We start from the raw sequence: 20,640 nt of genomic DNA, 5'->3' as shown, positions 1-20,640 counted from the left end.
CAATCTGTGGCCTACTTCACCATCGGAACGACAGGAATGGTGTGTTGTGGTCGACGTTAGCACCTCGGGCGTCACCCGTGTAACGTGTGGGCGATGAAAAAAGCCAAGTGAGCGAACCTCGCTCTTGCGTTGAATACCCTGTCAAGAGTAACTTGCGTAAGCGGATTGATTTTCTCATTTTCCAGTCTGTTTTGGCGGAGGCATTGCAATGAGCCGATCTGCTTCAGACGTACCTTCCAGCCATTCTGTCATTGCGATCGATCGAAGACATCTGCTTCAAGGCGTAGCGATCACGGGCCTTGCGGTGGCCGGAAACGCTTTCCTCGCCCCGGCGGTCCAGGCAAACATCTGGGAGGAGGGCGAAGCCCAGTGCCATGTCTCGGCTCCTGAACAGGCCCTCGGCGACGATCTCGACGACCTGCTTGCCGATTTCATGAAGGTCTCGCGAACACTCACGGGCATGCCGCTTGCGTCACTGCACGAAAGTCGCCTCGGCCGCGAGTATCTCGTGCGATTCGCCAAATTAAACGTCCCAGCGATCGATGTTCGCAAGCTGATTGCGGCGAATGCCGACACCGCGGACGCCATCATGAACAACAAGGATATTCGGGCCGCTGCGGAGCAGCTGATCTATCTTTGGTATCTGTCCGCATTCTTCCTGAATACGACCGTCGGTCCCGCGTGGGTCTACGGCACGACTGATCAATACGAGCAAGGAATAATTTGGAAGGTCATTGGTGCGCATGCACCGATGATGCCGATGAAGCCCTTCCAGCCAAATTACTGGGCCAAGGCCCCTCGTCTGGCCTAGTCACGATTGCATTAACGGCCTGCAGATTTTCCGAGCGAAGGGGGAGTGCATGGCGACCAGGATTTCTCAACCCGAATACGACGTCATTATCGTTGGCTCAGGAGTGAGCGGCGCGCTCATCGCGAATCAGCTCGCGCGAAAGCAACTTCGCGTCCTGATCCTGGAAGCCGGCGGCGTCGCACGCGAATCGATTGGCCGTTATGAGCTGTTGTCCGCCTACGCGGCTTCGACGTCCAAGGCGACGGACAGTCCGTATTGCGGCGACAACATCCTTGCCACGCAGCCGGATCCTCGCAATACGAATGCGCCGGATACGTCGAACTATCTCTATTATCCGCCGCAGTATTCCGGCGACATGTTCAAGAGCTTCTACGAGCGGATCGTCGGAGGAACGACCTGGCATTGGCAGGCGATCTATGTCCGCATGCTGCCGACTGATTTCAAGCTCAACAGCACCTATCACGTGAAGCAAGCCGTGGATTGGCCCATCGGCTATTCAGACATCGAGCCTTACTACGTTCGGGCCGAGGAAGAGATGGGCGTATCGGGAAGCATGGACGACTTCAGGAGACCTCGCTTCCACAACCCGATGAGCAAGCCTTACCCGATGCCTCCGCTGGCGCAGAGCTATGTCGATCAGCAGTTCAAAGAGGCTATTGACGAAGAATACATGGATGCGCGGCTCGAAGGGGCCCCCATGCCGATGAAGCGGGAAATGATCTCGCTGCGGCCGACACCCGTTCCGCATGCGATCAACTCGCAACCGTATGACGGCCGCCCGGTTTGCGACGGCCGCACGTCTTGCGTACCGCTATGCCCGATCAAGGCTCGGTATGAAGCGGTGTTTCATGTCGAGAAAGCCCTTCGCGCCGGAGCAACGCTGCGAAAGCAGGCTGTCGTTCGCAATCTCGATTTCGACAGCGAAGGAAAGCGGGTGGTTGGCGTCCACTATTTGAACTGGGTCTGGCAGGAGGATTCGACCAAGCCGGAGGAGAACGGCAGGAGGGCCGTCGTCTCGGAAGGTTACGCGACAGGTCGCATCGTTGTGCTGGCGGCTCACGGCATCGAAAATCCGATGATCCTGTTGCGCTCGAATGCGGCGCGCTCCTGCGGTCCGGTCCTGGGCGGCTATCTCATGGATCATCCGATGAAGCAGTCGTTTGCGCTGGCGAAAGCGCCCGTCTTTCCATACAGGGGACCGCAGACCACCTCGCACATCGAGGGTTTCCGCGACGGTGCATTCCGTGAGGTCTACGCGTCCTTCAAATGCTCGATCAAGAATGATGGCTGGGCCTCCACCATCGCGAGCTGGCCGCGCGGCAGCGGTCGGTTTCCTTCGACGGCGCAGGGCGATTGGCTGCCGGGAAGTATCGTCAACCTCGTGAGGGATTTCGGCTACGCGGGGACCAAGCTGAAGGAGACGCTGGCAAAGCATGCGACCCACCAGATCACGCTGAATAGCGCATGCGAGCAGCTGCCCATTCTCGAAAACAGGGTCAGCCTTGCGCCCGCTGACAAGAAAGACGACCTCGGTCTTGAGCGACCGCAGATCGCCTACAAAGTCTTCGACAATGACGGCGGCTATGTCGAGCGCTGCTTCCATAAAATCATCCAGTTCCACAACAAGGTCTTCGATCATATTGGCGTCACGCATCGCTTCATGATGGACGACCAGCCGACCTTCAAACTGTTCCTCGGCTCTGGTCACATCATGGGGACGACCCGGATGGGAACGGATCGAACGAAAGCTGTCGTGGATCCTGAATGCAGGGCATTTGACCACCCCAACCTGTTCGTTGTCGGCAGCAGCGTCTTTCCGACTGGGGCGAATGCCAATCCGACGTCGACTGTCGCAGCTCTGGCGCTTCGAGCGGCCGATTCGATTGAGAGGCAGCTTAGATCGGGCAGCTGAGGTCCTGGACGTCTGCGATTTGGTTCGTTGACTGCATCATCTGAAGCGGAGAGCTGCAATGCTCCACAAGCGCAGGAAGCCGCCAGGCGCGGTTCGTCATTATGGTGTCCTGGTCGGCTCAGTCGTGGACGGCTTTGAGAGCCCGGATGGAGCTTCCCCCCACTACGAGATCAGGGTGGATGGCGGGGGGGACTATCGGATCGCCGTCAATGTCAGGTCGGTCGATCAGAGCGAGGTGCTGGCTTATTTTGACGACCAATTCCAGCAAGCCGGTACGTTGGACCTCGCGCCCTATCTCAACGGCGATCCCGGCTTTCAGGCGCTGCAGACCGGCCCGTCTGGCTCCGGGGGCCTCGACTATCTACGCGACGATCTCTTCCCGGTTGATGCGATGCAGCCGATTCCTCCGGCGGGCAGCGGCGTTTCGCTCAAAAACCTGCTCGATGCCAATATTGAACGGGCGAAAGCGGACCTAAGCGCCATGGTGGTGGCCTTTGGCGAATTTTTCGAGGACGCGGGGCAGGTCGATAAGTATTTTGGCTTTCAACCCGAGAGGGGGATTCATGACATTCACATGATGCAGGGCAATCGCGGGCCATTCGCGAGCGACAACCGGGCTCACGGCGACGGAGCGCTGTTCTTGTCTTTCAACAGCGGCCAGGAAATTGTTGCCCTCTTTGTGCGCTTCCAGACTCAATCTCTTCAGACGGACGATCGCACCGGCGACCCAATCGGTTAGGCGTGCGGCTCGGGCACAGGCGGTCTTTCCAGCACTCGGCATCATCAACTCGCTGTGCTCTCGGGTATCCCCGAGAGCATCAAATCTCTGGCGCTCAAGGAAGTTGGTCAACGCCGCAGCTCAGTCATTCGCGAGGACGTGCACTATGAAGACGACCGGTAGATTTGCGGCGCAGGAGATCGATCAAACCATTCGGAAGAACCTGGCAAAGTTGCGCAAGCCGGGTGTGCTGACCGTCCGGCCCGGCTTCGAGATCGCGGGTAATCAGTTGACCGGCAAGCAAGCTATCGTCGTAACTGTGCATACCAAGAAGAGCCCGGCGGATATCGCCCGTGGCGATCTACTGCCGACGAAACTCGGAAAATTCCCCGTCGACGTGCGCGAGGCCAGCGCGCATCAACGTCTCCGCGTCGTCGACCCCGCGGCCGCGGTCCTGAGCGAACTCCACGCCCGGCCGGAGGAAAAAGCACCGACCTGGCCGCTGGAGCGCGAAATGCCGAGTGGAAAGCTGCTCGACGATCCCGCCAGCGACACGCAGACGGCGTTCGCGCTGTCCAGGACGACGCAACCGGCCATCCATGAAGCGATCTCCGCGCACGCGACCAAGCAAGCGCTGCAATATTCACCGCCGGCCGGGGCTCCCGCGCTCGATCGACGCCAGCTCAACACCACGATCACTGTGGCGGTGAGCCCGGATGCAGGCTACGTGACCCTGTCAAAGTTTCTGACCGCGACACAGCATTCACTTGTGGTGGGGATGTATGACTTCACCTCCGGATCCCTGCTCGCCGATTTCCTGGCTGACCTCACGGGTCAAAAGACGTTGCAGATGGTTCTCGATGACCCTGCACCCAACGAGACGCGCGACCAGCTCGATTCGGTGACCGTGCAGGATCTCAGGGCGGGCCTCGGGGGCCGTGCCAAGATCGCCTGGGCCCTGAACGACAAGGACCCGTTTGTGACCGCGTTCATGTTTCCCTTTGCTTACCATATCAAGGTGATCGTCCAGGACGACCAGCGGTTCTGGCTGTCGAGCGGCAACCTGAACAACAGCAATGAGCCGAATCCAGCCCGGCCGCGGCCGGTGACTGAAGATCGCGACTGGCACGTCATCATCGAGGACAAGGCTCTTGCGCAGCTCTTTGCCTATTACCTGAACTACGATTACGGGCAGGCCATCCTGCATCAAGCCCCGAATGCGGTTGCCTTCGAAACAACGATTGCGGACGCCCGCGCCAAGAAGGCGGCGCACGCGAATCCGCCGCCCATCACGCCCGCGCAAGCGAAGAAGAAGCCGGTTGCGGCCAAGACCTTCGCCAACAGCGCGTTTGCGATCACGCCGTTGTTGACACCTGACCTGCTGCCCAATGGTCACCCGCAATATCTCACGAACATCATGAATCTGATCGAGAACGCCAAGACGTCGATCGACATCCAGCTTCAATACATCGAGTCGTCCAAGGGAGACGGAAGCCTGTACGAGCAGCTGCTCCAGGCAATCGCGAACAAGATCGCGGAAGGCAAGAAGGTCAGGCTGATCGAGAGTGCCCGATGGGGGCTGCCATGGGTCGAAAAGATGAAAACGACAGGCGTCGACCTGACGGCGAATATCAGCCTGCAGCCTGACGTGCACAACAAGGGCTTCGTGATCGACTCCCAGATCGCCGTGGTCAGCAGCCAGAATTTTTCGCCGTCCGGCGTCCAGACCAATCGCGACGCCGGCGTCATCCTCGAACATGCGGGCATCGCCAAGTACTTCGAGACCATCTCCTCTCCGATTGGCAGAAAGCCAAACCGGCGATGGCCGCGTCGGCTGGTGGCGGACGCAAGAAGGGCGCGGGTGCGAAGGGCTCCGGCAAGCGAAGCGCGACACGCAAAGCGAATACCGGGGGGAGACGAGCGGCGCGTTAGCGGGACGTGGTCAACGCCGCTAAACGCCGATACGACGCGCGTGGCGCGCTATTGACCTGCTTTGCCGTGATCTCCCCACATCAGAGCCAATGTGCCGCACAGCGCAAGGCCCGCCAAGGCGAAGAAGGCCGCGCCGAGACTGGCAGCGCCGTCCAGGATCGAGACCACGGCCGGCGCGGCCAGCAGGCCCGCATAGGATGCAGTCAGAACCGCTCCAGTGGTCTCGCCGACCCTGTCCTGCGGGGCGAGGCGGGCAATCTCGGCAACGAAAACGCCGTTCCAGCCCGACGCTGTCAGGCCGAACAGGGCAGCAATGGCGAACTGTCCGGTACGGCCAAGCGAGGCGCCGTCGAGGCCGAGCAGCGCGGCGCAGAAGGCCATGCCGAGGCCGATAACGACCAGTACCGCGCGGGAGGCGTTGAGGCGCATCGCGACAAAGCCCCAGCCGAGACGGCCGATGAGGCCGCCGGCCTGCGCGCAGGCCAGCGCCATGCCCGCCTCGATATGGTTGAGGCCAAGCTCGCGCGTGCCGAGCGTGACGAAAACCGTGTTGAGCGACACCTGCATCGCGCTGAATGGCATCGAGGCCAGCGCCAGCGTCGCGATCCGCCGGTCTGACGTGACCAGTGCCAGTCGCCCGCGGAGATCGAGTTCTGGCGGCGGGATGGCCTTGCCGGCATAGGCCGGCCGCAGCCACTCATACAGCAGGATCGCAATCAGCGCGCAGCCGCCGACCGCCGCATAGCACCAGGCCGGTCCCAGCGAGACCGCGACCGCTGGCAGCGCCAGCGAGCCGCAGACGGCGCCGATCTGGTTACCCGTCTGGCGCACCGAGAACACGAAGGCGCGGCGTTCGGTGGTCACGAGCCGCGCCAGCAGCGCTGCGCTGGCCGGCGTCTCCGGTCCGAACGCGAGGCCGAGACAGAGGCCTGCGGCGAGCAGGGCGGCCGTCGTGCCGAACGCGGCCAGCGCCATGCTGATCACGATCGCCACCGCACAGAGGCTTGCGATCCGGAGCGAGCCCATCCGGGCAATAAGGCCGCCACCCCAGAACGAGGCGGGAATGCCGATGGTGAAAACCGCGCAGGAGAACAGCGAGAGTTGCCAGACCTCGATATGGGCGCGCGGCGCGACCACGCCCGGCGCAAACAGGGCCAGCGCCACCAGCGCCTGGAGCGAGGTCATCGCGCCCAGGGCCGGCAGCAACGCGGACGCTGGCCGAAGCTGTGTGTTTGCGTCTACCATGGCGCCGCGCTCACGGGAGGGACATGGTGGCAGGCGGTATTTCCATTCACGCGGTCGATGTGGCAAGCGGACGGCCCGCGCAAGGGCTGCGCGTTGAGATCTGGCAGATCGATCCGGACTCCGCGCGTATCGCCGACGGGCGGCTCGGGGCCAATGGCGTACTCGATCATGCCGTCGCACAAGGCGCGGGCGTAACCGCGGGCGAGTACGAGGTGCTGTTTCATCTCGGCGAATTCTTTGGCGACAGCGAGGGCTTCCTGACCGTGACGCCATTTCGCTTCCGTATCAAGGATGTCAACGAGCATTTTCATCTGCCGCTGAAATTCACGCGCTGGGGTTTTGCGCTATTCCGCGGCGCCTGATCAGTTCGTCAGCCGCCGCGACAGGCCGGTGACGCGCTCCATCACCGCGACCAGCGCGACGGTGGCAATGATCAGCACACCCGACAGCGCGGCGATGGTCACATCCAGCTTACCCTCGAGGTCCTGCCACATCCGGATCGGCAGCATATCGGTCGCGGCATCGCGCAGGAACAGCGAGACCGGCACGTTGTCGAATGACGACATGAAGGCGATGAAGGCACCGGCGATGATGCCCGGCCGGATCAGCGGCAGCACGATTCGGCGGAACGTATAGAGCCGGCTCGCGCCCAGCACCGCCGAGCTTTCCAGCAGTGTCGGCTCCAACTGGGCAAGTGCGGCGACCGTGTTGCGCACGACATAGGGTACGCAGACGACGGTGTGGCCGATCACCAGGGTCAGCTGCGACACCGGCAGGCCGACCAGCGAGAATAGCATCAGAGCCGCCAGACCAAAGGCCAGCGCCGGCAAGACCAGCGGCGACATGAAGAGGGAATCGAGCAGCCGCACCGATAGCGTTCGCGACCTCGAGATTGCGAGCGCCGCCGCGACCCCGAGCATGACGGAGAGGCCCGTGGCCCACAACGCGACGACAAGGCTGTTCTTGGCCGCGAAGTGAAGCTGCCAGGCGTTCCACAACTCCGCGTACCAGCGCAGCGAATAACCCGGCGGCGGGAATTTCAGCGAGAAGCCGCTGGTGAAGGACACGATCAGCACCACCAGCGACGGCGCGATGATGATAACAAGCGCGATGACCGCGATGACCGTCATGACGAGCTCGAAGCTGAGCGCCTCAAGAGTGCGTTTGCGCCCGCTCATCAGGCACCTCCATAGCCGCGCGACAGGCGGCCGAGCGTGGTAAAAACGGACACGACCGCGAGCACGGCGAGCAGGAAGATGATCGAGATTGCTGCCGCAAACGGCCAGTTCTGGAGCGTGGAGGCCTGCTGATAGAGATACATCGGCATGAACAGCATCTGGCCGCCGCCGATCAGCGACTGGGTGATGAAAGCAGTGATGGCCGCGGCATAAGTCAGTGTGCAGCCGGCGATCACGCCGGGCAGCGACAGCGGCAGCACGATCCTGAAGAAGGTGCGCCAGCTACCCGCGCCGAGCGAGCAGGAGGCATCATCGAGATTGGGGTCGATCCGGCCGAGTGCGGTGATCAGCGGCAGCGTCATCAGAGGCATCTGCACCTGCGCCAGCGCGATCACCACGCCGAACTGGGTGTAGAGCAGCTTGAGCGGCGTATCGATGATCCCAAGGGACTGTAGTGTCGCGTTGACGATGCCTTGGCGACCCAGGATCACGATCCAGGCGAAGGTGCGAACCACGACGCTGGTGAGCAGCGGCAGCAGCACGATCAGGATGATGATGGTTTGCAGCTTTGGTCCAACGCGCTGATACAGCCAGGCGATGGGAAAGCCGAGCAGGAGGCAGACCGCTGTGACTTCGGCCCCCAGCAGCAGCGTCGAGCCGAGCACGCCGAGGCTGAAGGGATCGGTGAGGAAGTGCAGGTATTGGCCGAGCCCCCAATGGAGCCCGGCCGTATCGTTATGGAGGGAGAGCCAGAGCAATTGCAGCAGCGGCGCGACGAAGAACAGCAGGAAGAACAGCGCCAGCGGCGCTGCCAATCCCATTCCGTAGGACGTGACGTCCCGTGATGCCGGAGCTGCGCCCATGGTTTTGAGCCTGTCCTAGATCTTGATCTCGCGGTTGAAGCGCTCGATCCATGCCGAGCGCTGCTCGTTGATCTTTTTCCAGTCCTGGAACACGAATTTCTGCTTCAGCTCCGCGGTGTCCTTGGCCAGCACGCGCGCGATCTCGCCGCCCATTGTCACCTTGGAATTGGTCGGGACGATCAGATAGGGCGGGTTCATCAACGTGGTCTGCACCTCCGGCGTCAGCGCCGCCTCGATCAGCTTGAAGGCCAGCTCGCGGTTCGGCGAGTTCTTGACGATGTGGATCGTGGTCTTGAAGGCGATGGCGCCTTCTTTCGGCGCGACGAACTCGACCGGCACGCCGCGCGCTTTCAGGATCTGGATGGCGTTGAAATTGCCGGGCGAGATGTCGATCTGGCCCTGCTGGAACAGGGTCGCGAGCGCACCGGGATTGGCGGCGACCGCGGCGAGATTGGGCTTGAGTTCCTCCAGCGCCTTGAAACCCGGATCGACATTGGCTTCCGAACCGCCGCGCATCTTGGCGATCTCGACCAGCCAGCCGGTGCCGAGCGTCGAGTTGAGATTGGTGATGCCGACACGCCCCTTGAATTCCGGCTTCCAGAGATCAGCCCAGGATGTCGGCGGCGTCTTGATCGCCTCGGGATTGTAGGTGAGGCCGACCACCTGGAAGAACGGCGCGGGACCCATCGGCTCCTGCGCCTCGGCGATCAGGTCCTTGTAATGGGCGCTCTTCTCGACCGGATAGGGCTCGGCGAGGTCCTGGCCGATCGCGACGAGCGCCGGGCCGGGATCGTGCAGCATGACGTCGATGGGCGGGTTGGCCTTGGCCGCGTTGATCTTCGCGATCTGGTCGACCGAAAGCATGGGGTCGAGCACGATCGCCGCATCGGCGTTGGCCTTGCGGAAGGCCGGCACCAGCACGGCCTTGTGCGCTTCTTCCCAGCTTCCGGTAAAGGTCGCAAATACCAGCGGGCGTGCCTGGGCGAAGCTCAGTCCGGGAAACGCCTTCATGGCTCCGAGGGTGAGGGCGGTGGTCATCAGGCTGCGGCGGTTGAGGATCATGTCGAACTCCGTTGTGGACAATGACTGGAACTAAAGCGTCGCGGGAAAGGCATTTGCGAGCGAGGGGGCGAGCGGTGCGAGGCGCACGGCCGCGCCGCTCGCCAGGGCGCGCGTCTCGCCGATGCGCGCCTGGGAGACCTTTACGCCGGAGCCATCGGCAGTGGTGACCTCGTGGACGACGGTGGCACCTAACGGCAGCGACATGCCGACCACGCCGGCAAACCCCGACGCGTCGCCGACAAACTGCAGATGCTCGGGCCGGATGCAGACGGTGACGCGGGCGCCCTCGGTGAGGCTGCCCGCCGCCGGCCGGGCGATGATCTCCGCGCCTGCGTCGAGACGCACTTTTGCGGCCGTGCGATCTGCGGAGACCACGACACCGGGCATGCGGTTGGTGGAGCCGACAAACGTGTTCACGAACAGGGTCTGCGGCCGGTCGTAGACATCGGACGGTGAGCCGAACTGCTCGAGCTTGCCGTGGCTTAGCACCGCGACGCGGTCGGCCATCGACAGCGCCTCTTCCTGGTCGTGGGTCACGATCAGCGTGGTGATGCCGGACACGCGCTGCAGCCGCTTCACCTCGATCTGCATGTCCAGCCGCAGATTCTTGTCGAGCGCGGCAAAGGGCTCGTCCAGCAGCAGGATCGACGGCTTGATCGCGAGCGCGCGGGCAAGGGCAACGCGCTGCTGCTGGCCACCGGAGAGCTGTCTTGGCAGACGCTCCGCCATGGTCGGCAATTGCACCAGCTCGAGCAGGCGTTGTGCCTCGCGCTGGCGCGATGTCTTGTCGACGCCGCGTGCGGCCAGTCCATAAGCGACGTTCTCGCTGATCGAGAGGTGCGGGAACAGCGCATAGTTCTGGAACACAATGCCGACGGCCCGCTTGTTCGGCGGCAGCGCGTCGACGATGTCGTCGCCGATGATGATGCGTCCCTGCGTCTGCGCGATGAAGCCGGCGATGATGCGCAGCAACGTGGTCTTGCCGCAGCCGGACGGACCGAGCAGCGCGATGATCTCGCCACCCTTGATATCGAGATTAATGTTCTCGACGGCAAGCGCGCCGCTCGGATAGCGGTGGGTGACGGCGTCGACGACGAGCGAACGGCCGCCTTGCGCTTCAGCCATGATGGTAGCTCCGGTTTCGTCGAGAGAGAAAGCAAGTCGCAAGCCTTGGAATGCCGGCTCGGCGATTCAAAACGGATTGAACTTCTTGCATCGCCGCCGGGGCCTCCCTAGCTGTCGCGCCGCTCGAGCCGCGCGGCGAGCGCGTCGGCAAGACCGATGGTCGGTTTGGCGGCCGGCCGGCGGAACGTGCCTGCGGTCGCCTTGCGCAGCCGCAGCGCTACCACCGCCTCGGCCTGCTTCACGGCGGCGACGACCTGGTCGACCACAGGAACGGGGATCCTGTCGGCCACGCGCTCGGCAAGGCCGGAGAGCGGCGCGCCGGCAAAGATCAGAACGTCGGCCTCATCTTCGATGATGGCGCGCTGCGCCAGCTCAACGAGCACATCTTCCTTCTCGCCGCCGACATCGGAGACGGCCTGAAACGGCGTGTCGAGCATGCGAATGCTGGCGCAGCGTTCTCGCAGGCCATGGTCGCGCACGCATTCCTCGTACCAGGGGCCGAGCGCCTGCGCGAAGGTCACAATTGCAAATCGGCGCCCAGCCATACAGGCCGACAGCATCGCGGCTTCCGCAAGACCGATCACGGGAATGTCGAACGTCTCGCGCGCAGCGAACAGGCCGGGATCGCCGAAGGCGGCGATGATCGCGGCGTCGACCTTGCGATGCTGCTCGGCCAGCATTTCCAGCACGATAGCGCCGCCGATCTGCGCCTCGGTGCGCGTTGCGATATAGGGCACGCCGCGGGTCGCGGTGCAGGGGATGAGCTCGGTGCCGGGGGCGGCTGCGCGCTGCCCGACCTCGGTCATCAACTGCGTGACCGGGGTGCTGGTGTTGGGGTTGAGCAGCAGCAGCTTCATGGTCAGGCCGCCGTCAGCTTGGTTTTGGGGACAAGAGTCTCGAGCAGTGCGATGCCAGTCTGACGGACATGGGCGCCGAGCAGGCGTCCTGCGGCCTCGCTGTCCCGTACTTCGAGTGCGGCGAGAATATTGGCGTGCTCTTCGACCGAATTGCTCCAGCGCTTGTCGGCGCCCAGCGCGAGATAGCGCGCGCGCTCGGCCCGGGAGATCAATGTCTCGTGCGCCTCACGGAGCGGCGCGTTGCGGGCCATGCGGACGATGGTGTTGTGTATCTCGCCGTTGATCGCGAAATATTCGTCGAGCTTGCCCGCGCGATGATGACCTTCCATGCGGGTCTGGAGCGTGCGCAGGCGGGCAAGATCTCGTTCGCTGGCGCGCTCCGCGGCGAGCTCTGCCGCGAGCCGCTCGATGCCGGCGAGCGCTTCGAATAGCTCCGAGATAGTCTCGACTGCAATGTCGGCGATGCGCGGGCTGCGATTGGGGCGCAGCTCGATCAATCCTTCAGCCGCGAGCACCTTCATCGCCTCGCGCAGCGGAGTGCGCGACACGCCAAGCTCCTTCGACAGTTTTGTTTCCTGGATTTGCGATCCCGGCGGGAGCTCACCGCGAATGATCATCGTCCGCATCCGCGCGGCAGCGCGCTCGTGCAGGCCCATCCTCTTGAGTTTGGGCGACTTTCGTCCCGGGTTCGGATCGGATCTGTGCTGCACGCGGGGACTTCCTGTTGCGCCCGATCCTAGCCATTCCCTGTCAAATCAGGTGCTCAAATAGGAGACGTATGTGGCTCAAAGCACGTGCTTATCGAACAAATTGTATGCAGCATGCAAATTGCCGGTTGCGCGGACGCAAGGGGATGCGGATGATCCTTTGCAGCGAGCGCGGATGCGCTTCGCCACAACGGAGCGATCGTGATCGATGTCAGTTTTGCGCAAGCGCCTCGGCATGATCACGCCGTCCTCCAACTCGGTGCTCGAGCCGGTCACGAGCGCGATGCTGCATGATGTAACCGACGTCACCGCGCATTTCTCGCGCTTTCGCGTCACCGAGATTGCGCTTGATGCTGCCGCGCTAAGTCAGTTCGATGTTTCGGTGATGTTGCCTGCGGCGGACTTGCTTGCCGATGCCAAGGTCGATGCCGTCGCCTGGAACGGCACCTCCGCAAGCTGGCTCGGCATCGACAGGGACAGGAGCCTATGCAAGGCGATCACGGCGCGCACAAACGTGCCGGCGACGACTTCGACGCTCGCCTGTATCGAGGCTGTCCGCGCGCTTGGCGCCAAACGTGTCGCGCTCGTCTCGCCCTATACGGACGACGTGCAGCGGCGGATCGGCAATGTCTGGGCCGGGGAGGGCATCGCACCGCATGCTGAACGGCATCTCGGCTTGCGCCACAATTTTTCCTTCGGCGAGGTCGCTCCCGCTGATATCGCCGACATGGTCCGCGCGGTCGCGGCGCAGGGGGCTGACGCCGCCGTCATCCTCTGCACCAATCTTGACGGCGCGGCGCTTGCGCCCGCACTCGAACGCGAGCTTGATATCGCCGTCCTCGATTCCGTCGCGGTCACGCTATGGCGAACCCTCGGTCTCGCCGGCGGCGACATCACGGCGCTTGCGTCGTGGGGGCGCATCTTCCAGACATCCGCCATGATGAGGTGACGGAGAGATCTGTAACACAGCCCGACCCCGCCATTCGCCGCGGTCGCATCGTCATCATCTCGGACCGCGTCGAGGGCGGGTTCGAAGCCCCAGATATCGATCACACCGTTCTGCACGGTCGCATTCAAATTGAACGTATGAGCCCATGGTCGGCGGCCGAGTTGACCTGAATCAATCCGACGCGGCCATCTCCCGTTACCAATTGAGTGCGAGCTGATGTTGATGGGAGGAGCAGGTGGAGGCAGGTCAAGGGTCGCGAAAGCAGACCATCGTGATGGCCATCATCTTCGCAGGCAGTATGTTGCTCGTCGCCCTGCAATTCCTTGTCGCAACCTATAATTCGATCGAGACCATTCCTTACAGCCAGTTTGAGCAGCTGCTCGCCCAGGAAAAGATCGCAGAGGTCTCCGTGGGACCGGATAGCATCCAGGGAAAGCTGAAGGAACAACTCCCGAGCGGAAAGTCCGCGTTCGTCACCGCGCGGGTTGATATGGTCCTGGCCGACAAGCTCGCGCAGAAGGGCGTGAGCGTCACTGGCGTTCCCGGGAGCGGCGCATTGCAAAGCCTGCTGTCCTGGATCTTCCCGATCGTGGTCTTTTTCCTGATCTGGTACTGGATCGGGCGCGGCATGACCGGCCGGCAGGGATTCGGCGGACTCATGGCGATTGGTAAGTCGCGTGCCAAAGTCTATGTCGAGAAGGACATCAAGGTGACTTTCGCCGACGTCGCCGGGGTCGATGACGCGAAATTCGAGCTGCAGGAGGTGGTGTCGTTTCTAAAGGATCCCGGCAGTTACGGCCGACTGGGTGCGCATGTGCCGAAGGGCATCCTATTGGTGGGACCGCCCGGAACCGGCAAGACGTTGCTGGCCCGCGCTGTCGCCGGCGAGGCTGGCGTTCCGTTCTTCTCGATTTCGGGCTCCGAGTTCGTCGAAATGTTCGTCGGCGTCGGCGCCGCGCGCGTGCGTGACCTGTTCGAGCAAGCCCGCAAGGCAGCCCCATGCATCATCTTCGTCGACGAGCTCGACGCGCTTGGACGTAGCCGTGGACCGCTGTCGTTGTCGAGTCATGATGAGAAGGAGCAGACCCTCAACCAGCTCCTGTCCGAGCTTGACGGCTTCGATCCGAGCGTCGGCGTAATCCTGTTGGCGGCAACCAATCGCCCCGAAATCCTGGATCCCGCGCTGTTGCGGGCAGGACGGTTCGACCGGCAGGTCCTCGTCGACCGGCCAGACAAGACGGGGCGCATTGCCATTCTCAGAGTGCACGTCCGCAAGATCCGGATGGGTGAGCTAGTTGATCTGGAGAAGGTGGCTGGCCTCACAACCGGCTTCACGGGGGCTGATCTTGCCAATCTCGTCAACGAGGCCGCGATAGCCGCGACCCGGCGGGGCGCTGGCGAGGTCTCTTTTGCCGATTTCGTCGCCGCGATCGAGCGGATCGTTGCTGGAGTGGAAAAGAAGAGCAGGGTGCTCGGCAAGGAGGAGCGGCGTAGGGTTGCATATCACGAGATGGGCCATGCTCTCGTGGCTGCGAGCCTGCCGGGGGTCGACCCGGTGCAGAAAGTATCGATCATCCCGCGTGGAATCGGGGCGCTGGGCTACACCATTCAGCGTCCCACCGAAGACAGGTTCCTGCTGACCATCGAAGAGCTGAAGAACCGTGTCGCGGTGCTGATGGGTGGACGCGCGTCGGAGCGCCTGATTTTCGATGGTGCGATTTCGACCGGGGCCGCGGACGATCTTCAACGTGCGACCGAGGTGGCCATTGAGATGGTGACCAAATACGGGATGGACGAGACGGTCGGGCAGCGCACCTATGCCCCCAAGCCCCAGGCATTTCTCGCGGCCCAGGATACGGTCGTGACTGCTGCCGAAGCCACCGGCCGCGAGATTGATCTTGCCGTGCGCAATCTGATCGAGGAGGGTGATCGCCGTGCCCGCGATATCCTGCAGCGACGCCGTGCCGACCTTGACGCCGGTGTTGAACTGTTGATTGCAAATGAAACCGTGACCGCGGAGCAGTTTACGCCACTACTCGGCAACAGAGAAACGAACGAGTCCGTCGCTGCCTGATCGCAACCGAGCCGACCATCACCTCCTCAAGAGTTCGCGGCTTGGTGTCGTGTTACCTGCGCGACCTCCGTCAGCTCTCAAGCGGGACCCGATGCGATTCTGTGACGAAGGCGGTGGCAGAAATCATCCAGTACCGTATGAACATTCTCAAGGTGGATCAGGTATCTCTCTGCGTTTTCCCGCTCGGATGTGCCGAGGGCGAGAGAATCGCGGCGGGCGGCTGCTTGTGCGACCTGTTGACGGCTCGCTGAAACGTTGGTTTCCGCGAAATCCAGATGCTCGCCGTCCTCGCCGAGCTTGTCGAGCTCAGCAATAAGCAGTGCGATCGTGGTACTTCGGCGCTGCGTCGACAGGCCCATGTCCTTCAAAATCTCTACGTAGTGATCGATGTTTGCCCGGGCGACGTACCTGTGCATGGTCTGCTCCCCCGCGCTGCGCGCAACTGTTAAATGTTACCACTAACGGTGGGTCGGCGAAACGGATCGAGCATCGAAGGGAGTGAACGGCGGTATCAGGATGCGGTTTCGGCTTCTGCCACCTAGGTGATCTTCCTGAGTTGATCTTCGGGCTGGGGAGAGACAGGTCTGTGTCACGGAGCTTCCATGTCCAACATCCTGTTTCGCTGCCCCAACACGGGCATGAACGTGCAACATCCTATCTGCGAGCCTGCCTCGACGCCTGCCGAGGCGGTCGTGGTCGTGCATTGCCCGGCTTGTGCGCGGATTCATTTGATAAATGTGGCGACAGGTGAATTGTCGCGCGATGTCCGGAGCAGATGATCCTCGAGATATCCTTTGATCCCGATTTCCTATGTCGAGGTTCCGAATAGCTTGCGCACTGCCGGGAGCCACTCGCCGGTGATTTTGAACTCAAGCCCGCGCGGAAAGCGGGAGCCGTTCATTGGCTTACCGTGGTTTGCTTACTCGCGAGGCCCGACCAGAGGCATTGCGTCCGCTCCCCGCAAATCGTTCAATTGTACACCCGTCACGGCATGCTTGAAGGCCAGTTCGACCAAGCCGACGATCTGCGCTGCCGCGTCTTCCGGCAGCAGTCCGGCGGGGCGAATATTGGATATGCAGTTTCGATTCGAATCCATCGTGCCGATTCGTGGCTGCCACGTCATGTAGGCGCCGAGCGAGTCCGCGGCCGACAGACCCGGACGTTCGCCGATCAGGACGACGACCAACCTCGCGCCAAGGGTTTCACCAATCTCGTCGCCGATTGCGACGCGTCCCTGCTCGACCAGAACGATGGGACCGACAGTGAGGCCCTTGGCCAACAACAGCGGTTGCAGATGATCGAGCAACGGCCGCAGGTTGATCTCGACGGCCGAAGCGGAGAGGCCATCGGCGGCGGCGATCGCGACATCGTTGCCCCGCCGCTGGCCTTCGATGGCAAGACGCCCCTCGGGCGAAAGGCGGCGTCCCAGATCCGGGCGGCGCAGATACTCGGCCCGATCGGCCGCAGCACTCCGGACGGCGATGACGTCCCAGTTCCGCTCGCGAAGCGATCGCCCGAGCGCCTCGCAATCAAGTGCCGCGTGAACCGCGTCACGCGCGCGCGCATGGTCGAGCATGAAGTTGAGGCCCGTCACCGTCGGTTGACCGGAACCGCAACGTCCGAGCGCGATGCGTGCCGGCGTGAAGCGCCGCAGGCCTGCAAGTTTATCGAGCACCTCAAGCTGATCGCCGTCACGGGGAGGGTCGTCGCGTATCATCAGGCTCTCATCGTCTCGATCAACGCAATGGCCGGGCCGATCGCTCCGGATGCTGGCTGCTCGAGCAGGCGACCGTCCGCGTCGGCGAGGCCGACCCGGCTCAGCCAACTCTCGAACTCCGGCGCGCATCGGCGGCCGAGGGTCTGGCGCGCGTAAAGGATGTCGTGAAACGCCAGGCTCTGATAATTCAGCATGACGTCATCGGCTCCGGGGACCGCGATGACGAAGCTGACACCCGCGGCACTTAGCAACGTCAGCAGCGTGTCCATGTCGTCCTGATCGGCCTCGGCGTGATTGGTGTAGCAGACGTCACATCCCATCGGCACGCCGAGCAGCTTGCCGCAGAAATGGTCCTCCAGCCCGGCCCGCGCGATTTCCTTGCCATTGTAGAGATATTCGGGACCGATGAAGCCGACCACGGTATTGACGAGCAGCGGGCTGAAGCGCCGCGCGATGGCATAGGCTCGGGCCTCCATCGTCTGCTGGTCAATGCCGAAATGCGCATCTGCGGACAAGGCGCTGCCTTGCCCGGTCTCGAAATACATCACGTTGCGGCCGACCGTGCCGCGCGCCAGCGAAAGCGCGGCATCGTGGGCCTCCGCCAGGACAGACAGGCTGATCCCGAATCCCCGATTGGCTTTTTCCGAGCCGGCGATGGATTGGAAGACGAGATCGACCGGAGCGCCGAGATTGATGGCCTGGATCGCGGTGGCAACATGACCCAGGCAGCAGGTCTGCGTCGGAACGTCGAGGCGTTGGCGGACATCGTCGAGCAGGCTGACGACGCGCACATAGTCATGCAATGTATCTGTTGCGGGATTGACGCCGATGACCGCGTCGCCGACTCCGTACAGGAGTCCGTCGAGCAGGCTGGCAGCAATTCCGCGGGAATCGTCGGTCGGATGGTTCGGTTGCAACCGCGTGGAGAGTCGGCCAGCCAATCCGATCGTGCTGCGGAACGCGGTCACGACGTTGCATTTGGCGGCAACCGCAATCAGGTCTTGCGCACGCATGATCTTGGAGACTGCGGCAGCCATTTCCGGGGTCAGGCCAGGGGCCAGCGCCGTCAGCTGGCTTGTCGTGGTGCGTGTGTCGAGCAGCCACTCGCGGAACGCGCCCACAGTGAGATGGGACACCGGCGCGAATGCCGGGAGGTCATGGCTGTCGAGGATCAGACGAGAGACCTCGTCTTCGTCGTACGGTACGAGATCGACATCAAGGAACGTCTTAAGCGGAAGATCGGCAAGCGCCGTCTGGGCGGCGACGCGCTCGATCGCGCTGTGCGCCGCGATCCCCGCCAGGGCATCACCGGAGCGGGCCGGCGATGCCTTGGCGAGCAGCGTCTTGAGGTCATCAAAGGTCCAGCGTGTGCCGTTGATCGTTGTATGGAAGGACATGCAACAAGGCCTCACTCGGCCGGCAGGCCGGCTTGTCTGGACCGGCGGGCCAGCAGATTGGCAACGATCAGCAACAGGATCGACAGTGCCATCATCAGTGTCGCAGCGGCTGTGATCGCAGGGCTCAATTGCTCGCGCAGGCCTGTGAACATTTCGAGCGGCAAGGTGCGTTGCTGGGCGTTGGCGAGAAACTGGACGACGACCACCTCGTCGAATGATGTCACAAAGGCGAAGGCCGCGCCGGACAACACACCGGGCAGGATCAGCGGCAGCATCACCCGGAAGAATCCGGTCAGGGGCCTTGCTCCGAGAATCGATGTCGCCCGCATCAAATTGCGATCGAACCCTGAGAGGCTCGCCCCAACGGTCACGACGACAAAGGGGCTCGCCAGCACGGTGTGGGCGAGGATGATGCCGGCATAGGTATTGGCGAGTCCGAGCCGGGCATAGAACAGGTAAGTCCCGACGGCGGTCACGACGACGGGCACGATGAGCGGCGAGATCAGCAGCGGCACGACAAACCGACGCGCCGGAAATTTCGGGTCCGACAAGCCGATCGCAGTCAGCGTTCCCAGGAAGGTGGCAAGCACGGTCGCACCCGCCCCAATCAGCAGACTGTTGCCGATGGCAGCACGCCAACGCGGTGTGCCGAGCACGACCTCGTACCAGCGTGTCGAAACGCCTGCGAGCGGAAAAGTAAAGAATGATCCGCTGTTGAACGAGAGCGGCACGGGAACGAAGATCGGCACGACGAGGAAGATCAGCACCAGCACGCACCAGAACCAAAGTGCGGCGACGCGGATCCGTTCAGAGGTGGTCGGATAGGGCGACAGCATGGCGCTTCATCCCATCTTGAAGAGGTCGAGACCGAGATAGCGTGTCATCGTCACGTACAGGCCGAGCGTGGAGGCGAGCAGCACGAAGCTGAGCGCCGCCGCCATCTCCCAGTTCAGCTCGACATTGACGTAATTGGCGATGAAGTTGCTGATCAGCTGGTCGCTGGCGCCGCCGACCAGGACCGGTGTGATGTAGTAGCCAAGGCACAGGATGAAGGTGAGCAGACAGCCGGCCAGGACACCGGGCATGACCTGTGGCAGATACACCCTGCGGAACACGGTGAACGGCCGCGCGCCAAGCGATTGAGCGGCCCTGAGCTGCGAAGTCTGCACCGCGCGCATCACGCTATAGATCGGAAGCAGTGTGAAGGGCAGCTGGATATGCGTCATCGCGATGACGAGACCAGTGCGGCTGTACATCAGCTCGAGTCGATCCGATGTCATGCCGAGCCAGAGCAACAGATCGTTGAGCAGGCCGTATTTCTGCAGGATTACCGTCCACGCCGCCGTGCGCACCAGGATAGACGTCCAGAACGGCAGTAACACCAGCACGAGCACGATGCCGGCAATCACCGGCCGCACGTTGGTCATGACATAGGCGAGCGGAAAGGCGAGCGCGAGCGTCGCCAGTGTCACCAGCGTCGCGATCAGGAAGGTCCGGCCGAACACCCGGGTGAACACGGCCTGATCGGCCGGGACCGTGCCGATCGTTCCCTGGTCGGTCCAGCGCAGATCGAACGCACTGAGCAGAAAGAACGAGGTGAAACGGTTGCTCCCCGAGCGGATCGCCGTCCAGCCCTGGTCTTCGCCCAGCAGCGACGCGGCCTTGATCATCGCCTCCCTGGTGGGTGCCGGATCCCGGCCGGCGAGCCGCGCGAGGCGCAACACCTGGCTGCGCGCGCCGGGCAGGCGGGTGTTGAGCGTCTTGGCGAATTCGTAGATCGCGCCCGCCGCCTGGTCTGTCTTCAGATCGTCCGCCAAGGCGCGGAACACCGGCTCGGCCGGTACGCCGGCGCTGTCATTGCGCAGGGCCGCGATCGTGTGCGGCAGTGCATTGGCGATGGTCGGCTCATAGACCGCGCGCGATAGCAGCAGCACGATCGGCGCGCCGAAGCTGAAGGCGAGCAGAAGCAGCAGCGGTGCGGCCAATGCCAGTGGCCGCAGGCTGTCGCTGCGGTCGGTGGCGCCGGCGCGCGGTTTGACGCCTGACATTGCGATCGACGACATGAACGTCACCTCGTGTGGTCGCTGGCGATC

At 62.8% G+C, this 20,640-nt stretch carries 20 protein-coding genes; 8 read left to right on the top strand and 12 right to left on the bottom strand.

The annotated features are described in order from the left end of the window. Positions 1-208 precede the first annotated feature (208 nt). The 4 genes from ACNJX9_RS25685 to ACNJX9_RS25670 all read left to right on the top strand — a co-directional run bounded on the left by ACNJX9_RS25685 (position 209) and on the right by ACNJX9_RS25670 (position 5,428). Entirely contained in the window at positions 209-811 is a 603-nt protein-coding gene (locus ACNJX9_RS25685) for a hypothetical protein (protein ID WP_157083798.1), read from the top strand. Positions 812-860: 49 nt separating this feature from the next. Beyond that, complete coding sequence (locus ACNJX9_RS25680; protein WP_057758592.1) at positions 861-2,723, top strand: GMC family oxidoreductase; 1,863 nt, start codon at positions 861-863, stop codon at positions 2,721-2,723. Between the two features lie 58 nt (positions 2,724-2,781). Continuing rightward, positions 2,782-3,462, top strand: coding sequence for a DUF2278 family protein (locus ACNJX9_RS25675; RefSeq protein ID WP_439404823.1), 681 nt, complete (start codon positions 2,782-2,784; stop codon positions 3,460-3,462). Positions 3,463-3,565: 103 nt separating this feature from the next. Further along, a complete protein-coding gene (locus tag ACNJX9_RS25670; protein WP_439404822.1) occupies positions 3,566-5,428 on the top strand; it encodes a phospholipase D-like domain-containing protein in 1,863 nt (620 codons plus the stop codon). On the opposite strand, the gene ACNJX9_RS25665 is transcribed toward ACNJX9_RS25670, so the two are convergent. Next, positions 5,422-6,618 (bottom strand): MFS transporter, encoded by a 1,197-nt coding sequence (locus ACNJX9_RS25665; RefSeq protein ID WP_439404820.1) that lies wholly within the window; start codon positions 6,616-6,618, stop codon positions 5,422-5,424. The genes ACNJX9_RS25670 and ACNJX9_RS25665 overlap by 7 nt on opposite strands. Before the next feature lie 26 nt (positions 6,619-6,644). Here ACNJX9_RS25665 and ACNJX9_RS25660 point away from each other — a divergent pair, with 26 nt between their 5' ends. Further along, complete coding sequence (locus ACNJX9_RS25660; protein WP_057759084.1) at positions 6,645-6,980, top strand: hydroxyisourate hydrolase; 336 nt, start codon at positions 6,645-6,647, stop codon at positions 6,978-6,980. Here ACNJX9_RS25660 and ACNJX9_RS25655 read toward each other — a convergent pair whose 3' ends face one another. The 6 genes from ACNJX9_RS25655 to ACNJX9_RS25630 form a co-directional block, all read right to left on the bottom strand. After that, positions 6,981-7,796 (bottom strand): ABC transporter permease, encoded by an 816-nt coding sequence (locus ACNJX9_RS25655; protein ID WP_439404819.1) that lies wholly within the window; start codon positions 7,794-7,796, stop codon positions 6,981-6,983. Next, the gene (locus ACNJX9_RS25650; protein WP_057758584.1) at positions 7,796-8,659 is read right to left on the bottom strand and encodes an ABC transporter permease; all 864 of its coding nucleotides are present in this window, start codon (positions 8,657-8,659) and stop codon (positions 7,796-7,798) included. Before ACNJX9_RS25650 ends, ACNJX9_RS25655 begins: the two co-directional genes overlap by 1 nt. Before the next feature lie 15 nt (positions 8,660-8,674). After that, positions 8,675-9,721: an ABC transporter substrate-binding protein gene (locus ACNJX9_RS25645; protein ID WP_057758582.1), complete on the bottom strand. Its 1,047-nt coding sequence runs from the start codon at positions 9,719-9,721 to the stop codon at positions 8,675-8,677. Between the two features lie 30 nt (positions 9,722-9,751). Then, a complete protein-coding gene (locus ACNJX9_RS25640; protein ID WP_271620418.1) occupies positions 9,752-10,846 on the bottom strand; it encodes an ABC transporter ATP-binding protein in 1,095 nt (364 codons plus the stop codon). A 107-nt stretch (positions 10,847-10,953) separates the two neighbouring features. Further along, entirely contained in the window at positions 10,954-11,703 is a 750-nt protein-coding gene (locus ACNJX9_RS25635) for an aspartate/glutamate racemase family protein (protein ID WP_439404816.1), read from the bottom strand. Positions 11,704-11,705: 2 nt separating this feature from the next. Next, positions 11,706-12,413 carry a GntR family transcriptional regulator gene (locus ACNJX9_RS25630; protein WP_439404815.1) on the bottom strand — a complete coding sequence of 236 codons (708 nt, stop codon included), beginning with the start codon at positions 12,411-12,413 and terminating at the stop codon, positions 11,706-11,708. A gap of 205 nt (positions 12,414-12,618) precedes the next feature. Here ACNJX9_RS25630 and ACNJX9_RS25625 point away from each other — a divergent pair, with 205 nt between their 5' ends. Both ACNJX9_RS25625 and ftsH read left to right on the top strand, forming a co-directional pair. Further along, complete coding sequence (locus ACNJX9_RS25625; protein WP_439404813.1) at positions 12,619-13,359, top strand: maleate cis-trans isomerase family protein; 741 nt, start codon at positions 12,619-12,621, stop codon at positions 13,357-13,359. 274 nt (positions 13,360-13,633) lie between these two features. Then, on the top strand, positions 13,634-15,433 hold the full coding sequence (gene ftsH / locus ACNJX9_RS25620) for an ATP-dependent zinc metalloprotease FtsH (protein ID WP_205668304.1): 1,800 nt from the start codon (positions 13,634-13,636) through the stop codon (positions 15,431-15,433). A 77-nt stretch (positions 15,434-15,510) separates the two neighbouring features. Here the strand turns inward: ftsH and ACNJX9_RS25615 are convergent, their stop codons facing one another. Next, positions 15,511-15,849 carry a hypothetical protein gene (locus ACNJX9_RS25615; RefSeq protein WP_439404812.1) on the bottom strand — a complete coding sequence of 113 codons (339 nt, stop codon included), beginning with the start codon at positions 15,847-15,849 and terminating at the stop codon, positions 15,511-15,513. A gap of 186 nt (positions 15,850-16,035) precedes the next feature. Here ACNJX9_RS25615 and ACNJX9_RS25610 point away from each other — a divergent pair, with 186 nt between their 5' ends. After that, positions 16,036-16,212 (top strand): hypothetical protein, encoded by a 177-nt coding sequence (locus ACNJX9_RS25610; RefSeq protein WP_439404810.1) that lies wholly within the window; start codon positions 16,036-16,038, stop codon positions 16,210-16,212. Between the two features lie 140 nt (positions 16,213-16,352). Here the strand turns inward: ACNJX9_RS25610 and eutC are convergent, their stop codons facing one another. The 4 genes from eutC to ACNJX9_RS25590 are packed head-to-tail and all read right to left on the bottom strand — an operon-like array spanning position 16,353 to position 20,610. Further along, entirely contained in the window at positions 16,353-17,150 is a 798-nt protein-coding gene (eutC, locus tag ACNJX9_RS25605) for an ethanolamine ammonia-lyase subunit EutC (protein WP_439404808.1), read from the bottom strand. Next, the gene (locus tag ACNJX9_RS25600; protein ID WP_439404807.1) at positions 17,150-18,547 is read right to left on the bottom strand and encodes an ethanolamine ammonia-lyase subunit EutB; all 1,398 of its coding nucleotides are present in this window, start codon (positions 18,545-18,547) and stop codon (positions 17,150-17,152) included. The genes eutC and ACNJX9_RS25600 overlap by 1 nt, the downstream gene beginning before the upstream one ends. Before the next feature lie 11 nt (positions 18,548-18,558). Further along, a complete protein-coding gene (locus ACNJX9_RS25595) occupies positions 18,559-19,383 on the bottom strand; it encodes an ABC transporter permease (RefSeq protein ID WP_057758565.1) in 825 nt (274 codons plus the stop codon). A gap of 6 nt (positions 19,384-19,389) precedes the next feature. Then, positions 19,390-20,610, bottom strand: coding sequence for an ABC transporter permease (locus tag ACNJX9_RS25590; RefSeq protein ID WP_439404805.1), 1,221 nt, complete (start codon positions 20,608-20,610; stop codon positions 19,390-19,392). Positions 20,611-20,640: the final 30 nt, after the last annotated feature.

It is taken from the genome of Bradyrhizobium sp. BLXBL-03 (genome assembly GCF_051853015.1).
GTDB classification, from domain to species: Bacteria; Pseudomonadota; Alphaproteobacteria; order Rhizobiales; family Xanthobacteraceae; genus Bradyrhizobium; species Bradyrhizobium manausense.
The sequence above is the reverse complement of the archived record's forward strand: the minus strand, read 5'-3'. Positions and strand labels throughout refer to the sequence as shown.

Excerpts from the sequence above, each read along its gene's own strand:
- ACNJX9_RS25685 (WP_157083798.1), top strand. The coding sequence starts at position 209 with ATGAGCCGATCTGCTTCAGACGTACCTTCCAGCCATTCTGTCATTGCG.
- ACNJX9_RS25680 (WP_057758592.1), top strand. The coding sequence starts at position 861 with ATGGCGACCAGGATTTCTCAACCCGAATACGACGTCATTATCGTTGGC.
- ACNJX9_RS25675 (WP_439404823.1), top strand. The coding sequence starts at position 2,782 with ATGCTCCACAAGCGCAGGAAGCCGCCAGGCGCGGTTCGTCATTATGGT.
- ACNJX9_RS25665 (WP_439404820.1), bottom strand. The coding sequence starts at position 6,618 with ATGGTAGACGCAAACACACAGCTTCGGCCAGCGTCCGCGTTGCTGCCG.
- ACNJX9_RS25655 (WP_439404819.1), bottom strand. The coding sequence starts at position 7,796 with ATGAGCGGGCGCAAACGCACTCTTGAGGCGCTCAGCTTCGAGCTCGTC.
- ACNJX9_RS25650 (WP_057758584.1), bottom strand. The coding sequence starts at position 8,659 with ATGGGCGCAGCTCCGGCATCACGGGACGTCACGTCCTACGGAATGGGA.
- ACNJX9_RS25645 (WP_057758582.1), bottom strand. The coding sequence starts at position 9,721 with ATGATCCTCAACCGCCGCAGCCTGATGACCACCGCCCTCACCCTCGGA.
- ACNJX9_RS25640 (WP_271620418.1), bottom strand. The coding sequence starts at position 10,846 with ATGGCTGAAGCGCAAGGCGGCCGTTCGCTCGTCGTCGACGCCGTCACC.
- ACNJX9_RS25635 (WP_439404816.1), bottom strand. The coding sequence starts at position 11,703 with ATGAAGCTGCTGCTGCTCAACCCCAACACCAGCACCCCGGTCACGCAG.
- ACNJX9_RS25625 (WP_439404813.1), top strand. The coding sequence starts at position 12,619 with ATGTCAGTTTTGCGCAAGCGCCTCGGCATGATCACGCCGTCCTCCAAC.
- ftsH (WP_205668304.1), top strand. The coding sequence starts at position 13,634 with ATGGCCATCATCTTCGCAGGCAGTATGTTGCTCGTCGCCCTGCAATTC.
- ACNJX9_RS25615 (WP_439404812.1), bottom strand. The coding sequence starts at position 15,849 with ATGCACAGGTACGTCGCCCGGGCAAACATCGATCACTACGTAGAGATT.
- ACNJX9_RS25610 (WP_439404810.1), top strand. The coding sequence starts at position 16,036 with ATGTCCAACATCCTGTTTCGCTGCCCCAACACGGGCATGAACGTGCAA.
- eutC (WP_439404808.1), bottom strand. The coding sequence starts at position 17,150 with ATGATACGCGACGACCCTCCCCGTGACGGCGATCAGCTTGAGGTGCTC.
- ACNJX9_RS25600 (WP_439404807.1), bottom strand. The coding sequence starts at position 18,547 with ATGTCCTTCCATACAACGATCAACGGCACACGCTGGACCTTTGATGAC.
- ACNJX9_RS25595 (WP_057758565.1), bottom strand. The coding sequence starts at position 19,383 with ATGCTGTCGCCCTATCCGACCACCTCTGAACGGATCCGCGTCGCCGCA.
- ACNJX9_RS25590 (WP_439404805.1), bottom strand. The coding sequence starts at position 20,610 with ATGTCGTCGATCGCAATGTCAGGCGTCAAACCGCGCGCCGGCGCCACC.